The sequence below is a fragment of the Nonomuraea rosea genome (assembly GCF_039539705.1).
Classification (GTDB): Bacteria; Actinomycetota; Actinomycetes; order Streptosporangiales; family Streptosporangiaceae; genus Nonomuraea; species Nonomuraea rosea.
This window is the reverse complement of the sequence record NZ_BAABDQ010000008.1, coordinates 157,980-171,676: the sequence shown is the minus strand read 5'-3', so window position 1 is coordinate 171,676 and position 13,697 is coordinate 157,980. Positions and strand designations below refer to the sequence as shown.

At 72.3% G+C, this 13,697-nt stretch carries 12 protein-coding genes; 2 read left to right on the top strand and 10 right to left on the bottom strand.

Annotation, left to right across the window (positions count from 1 at the left end; translation table 11 throughout):
• Window positions 1–109: 109 nt before the first annotated feature.
• The 4 genes from ABEA43_RS20960 to ABEA43_RS20945 form a co-directional block, all read right to left on the bottom strand.
• A complete protein-coding gene (locus ABEA43_RS20960; protein WP_345564073.1) occupies window positions 110–3,229 on the bottom strand; it encodes a S41 family peptidase in 3,120 nt (1,039 codons plus the stop codon).
• A 105-nt stretch (window positions 3,230–3,334) separates the two neighbouring features.
• Window positions 3,335–3,460, bottom strand: coding sequence for a hypothetical protein (locus tag ABEA43_RS20955; RefSeq protein WP_345564072.1), 126 nt, complete (start codon window positions 3,458–3,460; stop codon window positions 3,335–3,337).
• 88 nt (window positions 3,461–3,548) lie between these two features.
• Complete coding sequence (locus tag ABEA43_RS20950; RefSeq protein WP_345564070.1) at window positions 3,549–5,462, bottom strand: GTP-binding protein; 1,914 nt, start codon at window positions 5,460–5,462, stop codon at window positions 3,549–3,551.
• A 496-nt stretch (window positions 5,463–5,958) separates the two neighbouring features.
• Window positions 5,959–7,008, bottom strand: a complete 1,050-nt coding sequence (locus tag ABEA43_RS20945) for an Rv2578c family radical SAM protein (protein WP_345564068.1) — start codon at window positions 7,006–7,008, stop codon at window positions 5,959–5,961.
• 134 nt (window positions 7,009–7,142) lie between these two features.
• Here ABEA43_RS20945 and ABEA43_RS20940 point away from each other — a divergent pair, with 134 nt between their 5' ends.
• Window positions 7,143–7,430, top strand: coding sequence for a DUF3040 domain-containing protein (locus tag ABEA43_RS20940; protein ID WP_345564066.1), 288 nt, complete (start codon window positions 7,143–7,145; stop codon window positions 7,428–7,430).
• Window positions 7,431–7,553: 123 nt separating this feature from the next.
• Here the strand turns inward: ABEA43_RS20940 and ABEA43_RS20935 are convergent, their stop codons facing one another.
• Both ABEA43_RS20935 and ABEA43_RS20930 read right to left on the bottom strand, forming a co-directional pair.
• Window positions 7,554–8,390 carry a polysaccharide deacetylase family protein gene (locus tag ABEA43_RS20935; RefSeq protein ID WP_345564063.1) on the bottom strand — a complete coding sequence of 279 codons (837 nt, stop codon included), beginning with the start codon at window positions 8,388–8,390 and terminating at the stop codon, window positions 7,554–7,556.
• A 45-nt stretch (window positions 8,391–8,435) separates the two neighbouring features.
• On the bottom strand, window positions 8,436–9,194 hold the full coding sequence (locus ABEA43_RS20930) for a siderophore-interacting protein (protein ID WP_345564062.1): 759 nt from the start codon (window positions 9,192–9,194) through the stop codon (window positions 8,436–8,438).
• A gap of 96 nt (window positions 9,195–9,290) precedes the next feature.
• Between ABEA43_RS20930 and ABEA43_RS20925 the strand changes: the two genes are divergently transcribed.
• Window positions 9,291–10,025, top strand: a complete 735-nt coding sequence (locus ABEA43_RS20925) for a TetR/AcrR family transcriptional regulator (RefSeq protein ID WP_345564060.1) — start codon at window positions 9,291–9,293, stop codon at window positions 10,023–10,025.
• A gap of 19 nt (window positions 10,026–10,044) precedes the next feature.
• Here ABEA43_RS20925 and ABEA43_RS20920 read toward each other — a convergent pair whose 3' ends face one another.
• The 4 genes from ABEA43_RS20920 to ABEA43_RS20905 are packed head-to-tail and all read right to left on the bottom strand — an operon-like array spanning window position 10,045 to window position 13,596.
• The gene (locus tag ABEA43_RS20920; protein WP_345564059.1) at window positions 10,045–11,253 is read right to left on the bottom strand and encodes an ABC transporter permease; all 1,209 of its coding nucleotides are present in this window, start codon (window positions 11,251–11,253) and stop codon (window positions 10,045–10,047) included.
• Window positions 11,250–11,981, bottom strand: coding sequence for an ABC transporter ATP-binding protein (locus ABEA43_RS20915; RefSeq protein WP_345564058.1), 732 nt, complete (start codon window positions 11,979–11,981; stop codon window positions 11,250–11,252). The genes ABEA43_RS20920 and ABEA43_RS20915 overlap by 4 nt, the downstream gene beginning before the upstream one ends.
• Complete coding sequence (locus ABEA43_RS20910) at window positions 11,978–13,039, bottom strand: efflux RND transporter periplasmic adaptor subunit (RefSeq protein ID WP_345564056.1); 1,062 nt, start codon at window positions 13,037–13,039, stop codon at window positions 11,978–11,980. Before ABEA43_RS20910 ends, ABEA43_RS20915 begins: the two co-directional genes overlap by 4 nt.
• Window positions 13,036–13,596 (bottom strand): hypothetical protein, encoded by a 561-nt coding sequence (locus ABEA43_RS20905; RefSeq protein ID WP_345564054.1) that lies wholly within the window; start codon window positions 13,594–13,596, stop codon window positions 13,036–13,038. Before ABEA43_RS20905 ends, ABEA43_RS20910 begins: the two co-directional genes overlap by 4 nt.
• Window positions 13,597–13,697 lie beyond the last annotated feature (101 nt).

Sequence of the window (13,697 nt, the reverse complement as noted above, 5' to 3'; positions counted from 1 at the left end):
GATGAGGCGTGTCACCCCACCACCGGCCATTGTCTCGCTTCTGATGGAGTGCACCGTTCATCCCCTGTGCGCTATCCCCACCTATGATCATTAGACGCCTGAAAGACACCTAAGGTTGCATGCGCGGCCGATGCCGTGGATCAGGAGTATGCGGCGGCCGCTCGGCCAGCAGCTCAAGCGCGATGTCGATGGCCTTCTCCAGCTGCGTGTCGACGCCTCTGGCGTAATCCTGCGGGGTGATGTCGACCTCGATGTCGGGATCGGTGCCGTAGTTCTCCACCTGCCAGCCCACGTCGTCGAAGGCGAAGGAGAACTCCGGCTGCGTCGTCACCGTCCCGTCGGCGAGCTGGTGGCGCGGCCAGATGCCGATGACGCCGCCCCACGTGCGCTTGCCGACGAGCGGGCCCAGCCGCAGCAGCTTGAACGTGTGGCTGAAGATGTCGCCGTCGGAGCCCGCCCACTCGTTCGTGATGGCCACCAGCGGCCCGCGCGGCGTTTCCGGCGGGTACGGCTCGGGGTCGCCCCACCTCGGGTAGTCGTAGCCGAACCGGCGCCTGGACAGCTTCTCCAGCAGCAGCGCCGACACGTGCCCGCCGCCGTTGAAGCGCACGTCCACGATGAGCGCGTGCCGGTCGTACTCGGCCAGGAACCCCCGGTGGAACTCGCCGAACCCCTCCGTGCCCATGTCCGGCACGTGCAGGTAGCCGATCCGGCCGCCCGAGCGCTGGTGGCACTGGGCCCGGTTGAGGTTCACCCAGTCGCGGTAGCGGGCGGGCTGCTCGTCCGCGATGGCGCGCACGGTGACCGTGAAGATCCGCTCCTCGCGGCGCACGGTCAGCTCGACCTCCTCGCCGGCCTGGTTGACCAGGCGCTCGTTCGGGGTGGCGGCGCCCGTCGACGGCCCGCCGATGGGCGCGCCGTCGATGGCCAGGACCGCGTCTCCCGGACGGACGTCGACGCCGAGCCTGTTCAGCGGCGAGGTGGCCGCCGGATCCCACGGGTCGCCGGTGACGACGGCCCCGATGTGGTAGACGCCGTCGCGGTGATCCCAGTCCACGCCCAGCTTGCCCTGGCTGTAGTCGGGACCCGGCCGGTATTCGCCGCCGCTCTCGAAGGCGTGGCTCGTGGCCAGCTCGCCGTGCAGCTCCCACAGCAGGTCGGAGAACTCGCCCCGGGTCGTGACCCGCGCCACCAGCGGCTGGTAGCGGTCGTAGACGGCCGGCCAGTCCACGCCCGCCATGTCCTCGGTCCAGAAGTTCTCCCGCTGCAGCCGCCACGCCTCCCTGAACATCTGCCGCCACTCCGCCTCGGGGCAGACCGACACCTTGATCCGCGACAGGTCGATCCAGCCGCTCGCGCGCCCCGGCCCGTCGTCGTCGCCCGGCGCCTCGCCCGCCTTGACCACGCGCAGCCGGTCGCCCGCGCGGTAGAGCAGCGTCTTGTGGTCGCGGCCCAGCTCGAAGCTCGTGACGCCGTCGGCGAACGTCTCGCCGGCGCCCTTGGTGAAGTCGAACAGGTGCAGCATGTTCTCGCCTTCGAGCGGGCTGGTCAGGATCAGGGCCTTGCCCTTGAGCCCGGCCACCTGCTCGTAGCGGCCCTCGGGCAGCGGGAAGGCGGTGACGCGGCCGGTCAGCCCGTCCACGTCCACGCGCAGCGGCTCCGGCTCCTCCTCGTCGTCCTCGTCCTTGTCCTCCAGCGGGCGCGGCCTGGGCACGAACGGGTCGGGCGCGTCGGCGCGCAACGCGACCGCGTACGGGCGGGTGCCCAGCGGGAAGCCCAGGTCGAACTGGAGCTGGTCGTAGACGGGGGAGAAGACCCGCTGGCCGATGAAGTAGAGGTAGCGGCCCTCCGGGTCGAACGCCGGCATCGAGTCCTTGAGCACCGGCTCGGTGGCCTGCACCGTACGGCCCGACTCCGGATGGTGCAGCATGATCGCGCTGGTCTGGGCGTTGAGCGGGCTCGCGTAGGCCAGCCACTGCCCGTCGTGCGACCAGGCCGGATCCTCCGGCGGGCCGTGCCGGTTCGCCTCCACCAGCGTCGCCTGCCCGGTGTCCAGGTCGAGCAGGTGCAGCTCGTGGCGGTGGTTGACGACGGCCACCCGGTCGTGCGCGGGGTCGGGCACCAGCTCGTTGATCCGCCCCAGCCGGGCCGCCTCCGTCCCCGGGCCGCCCTCGCCGCCTTCGAGGATCACCAGCCGCTCCTCGTCGGAGTCGTCGCTGGCCGCCGCGATCAGCCGCGCGCCGTCGTTGAGCCAGGTCAGGAACCGGTAGCGGACGCCGTCCTGCACCCCGTACTGGCGTACGGGGCCCTCCCAGCCGGCCATCGCGTACGCCTTGCCGCGGGCGGTGACGGCCAGCGCGCTGCCGTCGGGGCTGAGCGTGGCGCTGTCGAGGTAGTCGGCCGCCTCGACGAACCTGCGGTTGCGCTGCGTCCTGGAGCTGGCCAGCCGCACCTCCAGCTTGCGCGCCCGCTCGCCGGGGTCGAGCAGGTACAGGTCCGCGCCCGCGTGGTAGACCAGCCGCTGCCCGTCGCTCGACAGGTTGCGCGTGTAGTAGTCCTCGTGGTGGGTGTGCTTGCGCAGGTCCTGGCCGTCGGGGGCGCACGAGTAGACGTTGCCGACGCCCTCGTGATCGGAGATGAAGCACACCCGGTCGCCGCTCCAGCAGGGCGAGGCCAGGTTCCCCGGCAGCCGGATCAGCCGCCTGAACTCGCCGTCGCCCCGCGGGTCGATCCACAGGTCGCCGACCGTCCCGCCGCGGTAGCGCTTCCACCGCGCCGGGTCGGCGGTGTTGCGGCCGAGCACGATCATGCCGTCGGGGCCGTGCGCGATCGAGTTCGCGGGCCCGTACGGGAGCCGCTCGGGCACCCCGCCCGGCGTCACCCGGTGCAGCCATTTGCGGCCCTCGAACGGCTGGGACTGGTCGCTGGCGTACAGGATGCGCCCTTCGGGGTCCCAGCCGGAGACCGTGCAGCGCGCGCCGTGGAAGGTCACCCGGCGGGCCGCGCCGCCGGCGGACGGCATGACGTACACCTCTTCAGGGCCCTCCTCGCTCCCGACGAACGCGAGCTGGTCGCCGTGCGGTGAGATGCGCGGGTAGCCCGCCTCGGCGAGGCCGGCGGTCAGGCGGAAGGCCCGGCCGCCCTGGGCCGAGACCATCCACAGGTCATCCTCGGCGGCGAAGACGACGACGTCCTGGAAGACGGCGGGAAATCGCAGGTAAGCCGACATTCAGGCAGCTCCACAATCGATCGGACGGCCGGGGAGTGCGGCCCTCGGCCGTCCGATCATGTCACCCGGCCGGGCAGCGCCCGGCTGCCCGGCCATCGAACGGGGTTATCCCTCGTCCGTCGTCGTCTTGCGGCCCTCGCGCTTGATCTCCTTGGCCTGCCGGTTGCTCTTGATCGACTGCTTCTTCGACTTGCCCGACTTCGTGCTGGGTTTCTTGTTGGAGTCAGCCATCGAAAATCCCCCCGAAACGGATGAGATGCACCTGATTAGTGCACCAAGCCCGTTACTACCCATCCACGCAGAAAAATCGACATACCGCCTATCGAGTGGGCCGGTCCCCGGACGGCTCGGACCACCACACGCCCTCGCCGTGCGACAGACCGGGCAGCCGCCGCTCGAACTCCTGCAGCCCCCCGGCCGGGAGCTCGCCCTCGATCGCCCACGTGTCGTCGCGCCTGACGGTGTCGCGCAGCTCGCCGCCCAGCGCCGCCAGGGCGGCCGCCACCTCGCTGAACGTCTCCAGCGGCACCTCCAGCTCGAAGCGGTGGCACGGCTCGTACACGGTGGTGCCCGCCTGGCGCAGCGCGCTCATGAGCACGAGCGGCGTGCGCCCGCGGAAGTCGCCCGCGACGGTCGTGGGGGCCGAGTAGCCGGTCCTGGTCAGCGTGACCACGACGTCGGTGACCGGCCAGCCGCGCGGGCCGGCGCCCAGTGCCAGGCGTACGCTCTCCTCGATCGCCCGGTGGTAGGCCAGCGGCAGCGAGCCGAGATCCACCCCCAGCCGGTAGCGCACGCCCGAGCCGGGGGCGGCCGGCTCGACCCGCAGGCCGACGGTGGCCATGAAGTCGTTGCGGTCCTGGCGCTGGATCTCCTCGACCGCTTCGCCGGTGCCCGACGGGCGCTCGAAGTAGACCGGGCGGCTCGGCTCGAACTCCGCCTCGACGCCGAAGTCCCTGGCCAGGGTCTCGCCGATGACCTCCTTCTGCACCTCCCCGTACAGCAGGACCGACGTCTCGCCGCCGGGCAGCGTGCGGGTGCCGATCAGCGGGTCCTGCTCGGCCAGCGCGAGCAGCGCGGCGTGCAGGCGGGGCTCCTGGCCGGGGACGCGGGGGCGTACGACGGTCTCCAGGCCGGGCGGGGTGAAGTGGGCCCGGTCCGCGGGCCCCGGCTCGCCGAGGTGGTCGCCGACGCGGATGCCGGGCACGCCCCAGACCTTCACGATGTCGCCCGCCAGCGCCTCCCGCTGCCGCGGGGCGCCGACGACGGCCAGCGCGGTCAGCCGGCCTTCGTAGTTCTGACCGGCGCCGTCCCGCCCGCTCCTGCGGAAGGTCAGGTGCTCGCGGGCGCGCAGCTCGCCCGCCCGCATCCGCAGATAAGCCACCTTCTCGCCGGACGGGGCCCGCTCGATCGCGAACACAGTCCCCCGCAACCCCTCGGGCGCGGGGGAGTGGGCGCCGGGCTCGGGCGCAGGACGGTGGGCGCCGGGCTCGGGGGCGGGGCGGTGGACGGCGGGCAGCAGGCTGAACGCGTCCAGCAGTTCGGCCACCCCTTGCCCGGTCACCGCCGAGCCGAACAGCACCGGATAGGCCTCGCCGGCCGCGCACTGCCGCACCAGCGCGGCGTGCGTCTGCCCGAAGCCGGGCTCCTTGCCGTCCACGAGCAGCTCCAGCAGCCCGTCGTCCCGCTCGGCCAGCACCTCGGCCGCCTCCTGCACGGAGGCGACCGCCCGGGTGCGGGCCGCGCGCCCGCCGATGCCGTCCACGGTGTTCAGAGCCACGCTGTACGGCGACAGCCGCCGCCGGACGTCGGCGAGCAGCTCCCGCTCCCTGGCTCCGGCCCGGTCGATCTTGTTCACGAAGATCAGGGTGGGCAGCCGCAACCTGTGCAGGGTCTTCATCAGGACCCGGGTGTGCGGCTGGACGCCCTCGACGGCCGACAGCACCAGCACGGCGCCGTCGAGCACGCCGAGCGCGCGCTCCACCTCGGCCACGAAGTCGGCGTGGCCGGGTGTGTCCACCAGGTTGACCCGCAGGTCGCCCAGGGTGAAGGCGGCGACGGCCGAGCGGATGGTGATGCCGCGACGGCGTTCGATCTCACCGCTGTCTGTCTGTGTGCTGCCCGCGTCGACGCTGCCGAGCCGGTCGATCACGCCGGTCTCGAACAGCAGCCGCTCAGTGAGGCTGGTCTTGCCCGCGTCTACGTGCGCGAGGATGCCGATGTTCAGGATGTGCATGAGTGGAGGAGCCCTCGAGAACTCTCGTGCCAATGGGGCGCTGGGAGATTCCGAGGCGGCGCCGCATCTCATGCTCCTGATCGTCGTGCTGACTGGTGCGCGGTCATCCTGCCACCGCGGGAGCAGCAAGGGCCAGCCATTTTCCGCACCCCCGCAACCCGCACCCCCGCAACCCGCACCCCCGCAACCCGCACCCCCGCAACCCGCACCCCCGCAGGCCGCGCCCCGTCCGGCATCCCGCACGACGCCCGGGAACGGGACGAACGCGCGCATACGCCGGCGACGGGTGCGCGGCGCGGAGAACCGGCGACCACCCGGACGCACCGGGTGCCGGAGGGTGGTGGCGCGGAGCGGGGACCGGTCGGCCAGTCGGATGGACCGGTGCCCGTGGGCGGGGGTGCGGCGCAAAGACCCGCACCCGGTGCTGAAGGGCGGTGGTGCGGTGCGGAGGATCGGTCGGCCAGCCCACGCCCCGGGTGCTGGCGGGTGGGATGGGTCAGATGAGGCGGAGTTGTTCTGGGGCGGCGGTGGCGGGCTCGTTGCCGGCCCCCGGGGCGCGGCGGGGTGGGAGGCGGCGGGCCATGGCCGGGGTGGCGCGGCCGACGCCGTGGCGCCGGGCCAGCTCGCTGACCTGGCCGCAGACCCGCTGCTGGTAGGACTTCGGCGCGTAGGCGCCCCGGCCGTAGAGCTCCAGGTAGCGCGGCACCAGCCGGGGGTGCTCGCGCGACAGCCAGTCAAGCCACCACTCGCGAGCCCCCGGCCGCAGGTGCAGCACGATCGGGACGACATGGGTGGCGCCCGACTGGGCGATCTCCTTGACCGTGGCCTCGAGCTGGGCGGGGGAGTCGGTGAGGTAGGGCAGGATCGGCGCCATCAGCACACCGCAGGCGACCCCGTTGTCGTTGAGCGTCGCGCAGACCTCCAGCCGCCTGCGCGGCGCGGGCGTGCCGGCCTCGACCGCCCGCCACACCTCCTGGTCGAGGAACCCGACCGACACGTTGGCGCCCACCTCGGCCACGTCGGCGGCCTCCGTCAGCAGGTCGAGGTCGCGCAGGATCAGGGTGCCCTTGGTGAGGATCGAGAACGGGTTGGCCGCGTCGCGTAGCGCCGAGATGATGCCGCGCATCAGCCGGTAGCGGCCCTCGGCGCGCTGGTAGCAGTCGACGTTGGTGCCCATCGCCACGTGGTGGCCGCCCCAGCGCGGCGCGGCCAGCTCCTTGCGGGCCAGCTCGGCGGCGTTGACCTTGACCACGATCTTGGAGTCGAAGTCCGCTCCGGCATCCAAATCTAGATATTCGTGCGTTTTTCGGGCAAAACAGTAAATACAGCGGTGACCACACCCGCGATACGGGTTGATCGTGTACTCGAACGGCACCCGGCTGGCCCCAGGAACCCGGTTGATGATGGATCTGGCCTGGATTTCGTAGAAGGTCATCCCCTTGAACTCAGGGGTGTCGAACGTGCGGGTGACCGCGCCGCGGGCGAACAGCGGCGCGGCCGGATCGGCCTGGCCGGCCCCGGCCAGACGCAGGTTGTCCCAGCGCATTCCATGATTAGAACAAAAGTTCGAGCTTGATCGCAAACCGAAAAGAGGTTGCAATTAGCTGGTCAGCCCGGGGCTAATGATCTTCAGGGTTGGGCAGAAAGACGCCACAGAGCTTGCGTGCGGGAGGTGCGCCTATGGCCTGGTCGCAGGACGAGGAGCGGATGCTGGCCCAGATTGAGCAGCACCTCGTCGACGACGATCCGCGACTCGTCGCACGACTGGAGTCGTTCAACGAGCGGGTTCGTCGCAGCGAGGCGCGGTCCAGCGGGCCGGACGGCGACAGCCCGAGACGCCGCCCACGCCGCTCGACCGTCATCATCCTGATCAGCTGGCTGCTCATCGCCACGCTGGTCGCCACACTTCTGATCATGGTTCTCCGTCACGAGGCCGCAGCCGCCCTGGCTCTGGCCGCCTCCTTCTGATCCGCCGGCCGGTCCGCCCCTCGTCTTGGGGGCGGCCCTTAAGCGTGTAACCACGCTTAAGGGCGGCACTTGAGCGTGCAGCCACGCTTGTGGGCGGCACTTGCAGTGTGCAACCAACGGGCCTCACGGATGTGTCCACGCCCTGCGCAGGCTCTCGTAGCCGAGCACGACGATTCCCTCCCGCAGGAGGAGCTCACGAGCCTCCGGTGAGGTGAGGAACGCGTAGTCGCTCCAGCGCACCGGCCACCCGTCCGGATCCGCCGCCCGCGCCCGCGCGTCCCCGAGCCCGGGGTGCACGGCCCACTCGCTCAGCCCCGCCGGCAGCTCGCGCAGCAACCTCGCGTACTCCGCCGCCTTGCCGTCGAGGTCCAGCCTGAAGCTGTCCAGGAAGTCGTGCTCCACGACCGGCAGGCCGCGCGCCCGCAGCCGCTCGCGCGCCGGGTCGAGCCAGGCCCGCACGGCCAGGCCGTACTCGCCGGCCAGTGACATCGTCAGGTCGAAGACGTCGTCGCGCCCGCCGTCGGCCAGGCAGTGCCAGTCCAGGTGGGTGGGCGAGAGCCCGGCGTCCGTCACGGCGGTGATCTGGGCGCGGAACTCGGTCTCCACCTCGTCGAGCCGGGCCGCGGCGAGCAGCTCGGGGATGCGGCCGGCCGTGAAGAGCTCGCCCGACTCGTCGAGCAGCGAGCCCACGCGCTCCTTCGGGGCCAGCGGCCCCCAGCGGTGGCCGGGCGAGTCGCGTACGAGGGTGAGATGGATGCCGAAAGGCAGCTCGGGCCGGTCGCGCAGCAGCTCCATGGCGTGCCCCGCCCCAGGGCACGGCGTCATCAGGCTGCACGAGGCGGCGATCCCCTCCTCGATCGAGCGGACGACCGCCTCGTTGACGGCGTCGTACATGCCGAAGTCGTCGGCGTTCACCAGCAGCAGCCGCGTGCCGGGCGGGTGTCCCAGGAGTTCGTTCACCCGCTCAGCGTGCCGGGGCGGCAGGGCAGAGCCAACAGGTTAACGTCAGTGCAGGCCGCGCTTGCCGGGGGCCCAGAACGGCTTGATCTTGATCGACGTACGCGGCCAGTTGCGCTCGCGTACGAGATGATCCCGGATCAGCCGGCAGGTCCTGGCCTCGCCGGCCAGGTAGGCGGCCCCCGCGTTGCCCGGCAGGTCCAGTGCGGCGACCGCGTCCAGCAGCGTCTTCGACGACGCGGCGGGCGCGCCGCGCCGGTGCGCCCGGCGCAGCTCGTGCGGGCCCTGCATGGGCGGATCGTGCTCGGCCGACTCGCTCTCCAGCACCCCGTGCACCTCCGCGCCGGGCCCGAGGCCGCGCAGCATCGGCCCGAACGCCACGCTCGCCGTCTCGTCCCCGGCGAACAGGTGGAACGGCGCCTCGTCGCGGACGAAGAAGTCGCCCTGCGGCCACCAGAACGTCACCGCGTCCCCGGGCGCCGCCTCCCTGGCCCACCGCAGCCCGATGCCGTCCCCGTCCCCCGGAGGGCCGTACAGGTGCGCCCGCAGCTCCAGCGCCCGCGCGTCGCGGTCGAAATCCCAGATCGTGTACGTGCGCAGCGTGTCGGCCGGCCGCAGCACCCCGCGCACCGACAGCGGATCGTTGATCTGGACCCTGATGTGCTGGCCCGCCCGGTACGGGAACCCGATCGGGGCACCGGTCACCAGCCGGATCCGCCGCATCGAGGGCGTGACGAGCCCGGCGTCGGTGACCTTCGCCTCCATGACGTATTTGGCGAACGCGCTCGCCAGCGGATTGCGCGGCATTCAGCACTCCTTAGAGCAAGTAGATTTCCTTAGAGCCATTAAAGAAACATAGATACCCTAGGATGTCAACGGACGATCCGGCGAAAGAGGTGGGCGATGGCCGCGCAGGGCTCCGGCAGACGGGCGAGGGTCCGGCAGGCGACGCTGACGGAGATCCGCGCGGCCGCGCGCAGGCTGCTGATCGAGCAGGGCTCGGCCGCCGTGACGATCAACGCCGTGGCCAGGGAGATGGGGATGAGCGGCCCGGCGCTCTACCACTACTTCGCCGGACACGAGGAGCTGGTCACGGCGGTGACGGTCGACTTCTTCCGCGAGCTGACGGCGGCGATGGCGGCGGCCCGCGACGCCTGCCCGCCCGGCGACCACGGCCGCAGGCTGCTGGCGACGTGCCGGGCGATGCGGAACTGGGCGATCGCGCACCGGGCGGAGTTCGGGTGGATGTTCGCCAGCCCGGTCAGCGGCGCACCGGAGCCCGGCTCCGCGCGTGACGCGGCCGGGCACGCCTTCGGCGAGGTCTTCTTCGAGGAGATGGCCGAGCTGTGGCGGACCAGGCCGTTCCCGCTGCCCGATCCGGAGCGGCTCGATCCGGCCATCAGGGAGCAGTTGCGCGGCTACACGGCCACGCACGCGCCCGGGGTGCCGGTGGAGGCCGTGCACGTCTTCATGACGTGCTGGATCAGGCTGTACGGGCTGCTGTGCATGGAGGTGCTCAACCAGCTCGACTTCGCGTACTCGGACCTGGGACCGGTGTTCGAGGAGTGCCTGCGCGAGCTCGCGCCCATGCTCGGCATCGACTACGACGCCGCGACCCCCGAGATCGCGGCGCCGTGATCGAGGCAGGAAGCAGCCGTCAGGTGGTGGCCAGGGCCACGGTCGGGGACAGGCGGGCGGCCCGCATGGCCGGATAGATCCCCGCGGCCGTGCCGATGAGCAGGGTGGCGGCGATCGCACCGCCCAGCGCCCACGGCGGCACCACCGGCGGCCAGCCGCGCGACAGGGCGTACGCGGTCGTGGCCAGCGCGCCGAGCACGGCCCCCGCCACTCCGCCGAGCGCCGACAGCAGCAGCGACTCCGACAGGAACTGCACGCGCACCTGCCCCCGCGTGGCCCCGAGCGAGCGGCGCAGGCCGATCTCCTTGCGGCGCTCCAGCACCGAGATGACCATCGTGTTGGCCACCCCGACGCCGCCCACGAGCAGCGCCACCGCGCCCAGCCCGAGCAGCAGGCCGGTGAACGCGCCCGCCGCGGCGGCCTTGGCGGCCAGCGCGTCCGACGGCCTGCTGACCGTGACCTCCTCCGGGTTCTCCGGGTTGACCGTGCGCGGCAGCACCTCACGGATCGACTCCACCGTCTCGTCGGACGAGCGCTCGTAGATGGTCGTCGGATAGCCGTCGAACCCGAGCAGCTTCCGCGCCGCCGGGAACCCGACCAGGGCCGAGCGCTCGATCTCCGGCGAGAGCGGCATCGGGCCGAGGATCCCGATGACCGTGAACCACCGGCCCCCCATCCACACCTGCACCCCGGTCCTCGTCAGGCCGAGGCGCTCGGCCGCCACCGAGCCCAGCACGACGGCCGGCTGCTCGGCGGTGGCCGCGTTCAGCCAGGCCCCCTTGGTCACCGCGCCTTCCAGGGTGGCCAGCAGGCCGGTGCTGGCCGCCTGCACCGCGATGCCGCCGCTGACGGCTCCGGGGATGTGGTTGTTACGCCGTACGGTCGCCTCGACGCCGCCCGTGGCCGCGGCCGTGCGCACCGGGCGGATGCGCTCGACCATGGCCAGCGCGCCGGTGGGCAGCTTGGCCTCCTCCCCGAACATGGTCTGGCCGGGGGAGACGGTCAGCAGGTTCGTGCCGAGCCGGTCGAGCTGGCGCAGGAGCTGCTCGCGCGAGGAGGCCGAGATCCCGATCACGGCGATCATCGTGGCGATGCCGATGGCGATGCCGAGCGCCGACAGGATCACCCGGGCGGGACGGGCGCGCAGCCCGGCGGCGCCCACCCGCAGCACGTCGCCGGGGCTCAGCCGGCCGGGCGACAGAGGCGCGCCGCGCCCTGCCGGGGTCATCGCCCGGCTCCCTTCAGCAGCGCGACCGGGCCCAGGTGGTCGTGTTCGTGGCCGTCGACGATCAGGCCGTCGCGCAGGCGTACCTGGCGGGAACACCAGCCGGCGATCTCGGCGTCGTGCGTGATGACGGCGACGGTGGTGCCGGAGTCGTGCAGGTCGGCCAGCACGCGCAGGACGTCGGCGCCGGCGGTGGAGTCCAGGTTGCCCGTCGGCTCGTCGGCCAGCAGCAGCGGCGGGTCCCCCGCGACCGCGCGGGCGACCGCCACCCGCTGCTGCTCGCCGCCGGACAGCTCGGACGGCTTGTGCCGCATCCGGTGCCCGAGCCCGACCCGTTCCAGGGCGGTGGCGGCGCGTTCGCGGCGGACGCGGCGGTTCGTGCCGGTGTAGAGCAGGCCGTCGGCCACGTTGTCCAGGGCGCTGACCCCCGGGGCCAGGTGGAACTGCTGGAAGACGAACCCGAGGTGGCGCGAGCGCAACGCGGACAGCTCGCGGTCGGACAGCGCCGCGACGTCGTGTCCGGCGACGCGCACGACGCCGGTGGTCGGGCGGTCGAGCGTGCCGATCATGTGCAGCATGGTCGACTTGCCCGACCCGGACGGCCCGACGATGGCCAGCAGGTCGCCGCGGACGATGGTGAGGTCCACTCCCCGGAGCGCGTGCACGGGCCCTGAGTAGGTCTTCGTCACCTCGTACAGCTCCACGATTGGATCGGGTGCGGGGCCGGTCATGACGCGGGCACCCCGACCTTCATGCCCTCGGTCAGCCCCGCGCCCTCGATCTCGACCAGCCCGCCGCCGAACGCCCCCGTCTCCACCGCGACGATCCGCGTCCCGCCGCTCTCGGCCACCTCGACGCCGAAGCCGCCCTCGCGCAGGGCCAGCAGCGCCTCCACGGGCACGGCCAGCACGTTCTCGTGCCGTTCGCTCTGCATCTCCACCTCGACCGGCGCCTGGTCCAGCCGGGTCTTGGGCTGCTTGGCCAGCGTGATGTCCACGTCGACGGTGGTGCTCGTGTCCTGCTCCTGCCCGGACGACTCCGCGACCGTGCCGACGGAGGTGATCCTGCCGTCCGCCCGCTCGCCCCCGGGCAGTGTCACGGCGACCTTGGCGCCCTTGCGGGCCAGCGACTGGTCGCCGGTGTCGAGGTCCACGTGCACGAGACGGCGGATGCCGCTCACGGTGAGCGCCTGCCCGCCGGGGGCGGTCCTGCCGCCGACGGCGACCTTGGCGTCGGTCACGCGGACGGCGGCGGGCTGGAAGGTCACCTGGGCGGCGTCCACCTGCCCGGTCTCCGGCAGCCCCCGGTCGTCCTGCCACTCCTTGACGGCCTGCTGGGTGGCGTAGCTGAAGTGGTCGTCCACGGTCAGGTAGTCGCCGTGGCCGAGCGCCTTGAGGTTGCGTTCGAGCTGCTCGACGTCGGGTCCGTCGGACATGCCGGACCGGAGCGTACGGTACAGCGGCAGCCTGCCGTACATGAGCACGAGCGGTTTGCGGTCCACCTTGAGCAGCGGCCGGCCGCGGCGGATCACCGCACCCTCGTCCGCGACCCACGTCACGGTGCCGGAGGTGCCGGAGGCGATCTGGCGTTCCCCCGCGTACGTGAGCGAGCCGTCCACCGTCTTGGTCTCCATCAGATCCTGCCGGACGATGTCCGCGGTGGCCGGGGGGAGCGGCGGCTGGGACGGGGCGGCGGCGCCGGTGACGCCGTCGTTCAGCACAGCGACGGCGGTCCACGTGACGGCGGCGGCCAGCACGGTGCCGCCGCTCAGCACCAGGCCCTTCCTCACTGCCCGGCTCCGGCCGTGGACTTGGGCTTGCCGAGGCCGGGCGCGAACTCCTCGCACGCCTTACGCGCGGCGTCGCCCTTCTCCTTCGAGCCCTTCATCTCGATGCGCAGCGCCTCGCCCGGCTTGGGGTCCTTCATGTCGATGCCGTGCTCGCGCATGCACTGCGCGAACTTCACCATCCGGTCGTAGTCCTGCTGGCTGGGCGTGGGCCGGTCGCCCACGACGGACTCCATGATGTGCCGGCACTGCTCGTGGGCCTGCTCCGCCTTCTTCTTGTCCGTCCCCTGGGGGATCATCAGCTCGATCCGGCCGCCCTTGGGGTCGGGCATGTCGATGCCGTGCTCGCGCATGCACTGCGCGAACTTCAGCGCCGCCTCGTCCATGCGCATCCCCGCCGACGGGGAGGCGGATCCTGGGGTGGAGGCCGCGGGCGACGCCGGGCCCCCGGCCGCGCTGACCACGCCGTCGTCCGGGGCCGCGACGCCGCCGCACGCGGCCAGCGCCGGGAACAGGGCCAGCACGAGGATGACGCCGGCCGGTAGCAACCGTAGGTTCATGAGTTCTCGCTCCTCCGCGCCGCGGGTCCTTCGCCCGGCGGCGCGGCCTTACTTCAGCCCACCGGGTGCTAAAACCGGATAAGCCCTTACTCGCGGCTAAC

Bases quoted from the DNA above. Each gene is read 5' to 3' on its own strand.
- ABEA43_RS20960 (WP_345564073.1), bottom strand. From the start codon at position 3,229: ATGTCGGCTTACCTGCGATTTCCCGCCGTCTTCCAGGACGTCGTCGTC.
- ABEA43_RS20915 (WP_345564058.1), bottom strand. From the start codon at position 11,981: ATGACCGGCCCCGCACCCGATCCAATCGTGGAGCTGTACGAGGTGACG.
- ABEA43_RS20945 (WP_345564068.1), bottom strand. From the start codon at position 7,008: ATGCGCTGGGACAACCTGCGTCTGGCCGGGGCCGGCCAGGCCGATCCG.
- ABEA43_RS20905 (WP_345564054.1), bottom strand. From the start codon at position 13,596: ATGAACCTACGGTTGCTACCGGCCGGCGTCATCCTCGTGCTGGCCCTG.
- ABEA43_RS20950 (WP_345564070.1), bottom strand. From the start codon at position 5,462: ATGCACATCCTGAACATCGGCATCCTCGCGCACGTAGACGCGGGCAAG.
- ABEA43_RS20940 (WP_345564066.1), top strand. From the start codon at position 7,143: ATGGCCTGGTCGCAGGACGAGGAGCGGATGCTGGCCCAGATTGAGCAG.
- ABEA43_RS20925 (WP_345564060.1), top strand. From the start codon at position 9,291: ATGGCCGCGCAGGGCTCCGGCAGACGGGCGAGGGTCCGGCAGGCGACG.
- ABEA43_RS20920 (WP_345564059.1), bottom strand. From the start codon at position 11,253: ATGACCCCGGCAGGGCGCGGCGCGCCTCTGTCGCCCGGCCGGCTGAGC.
- ABEA43_RS20955 (WP_345564072.1), bottom strand. From the start codon at position 3,460: ATGGCTGACTCCAACAAGAAACCCAGCACGAAGTCGGGCAAGTCGAAG.
- ABEA43_RS20930 (WP_345564062.1), bottom strand. From the start codon at position 9,194: ATGCCGCGCAATCCGCTGGCGAGCGCGTTCGCCAAATACGTCATGGAG.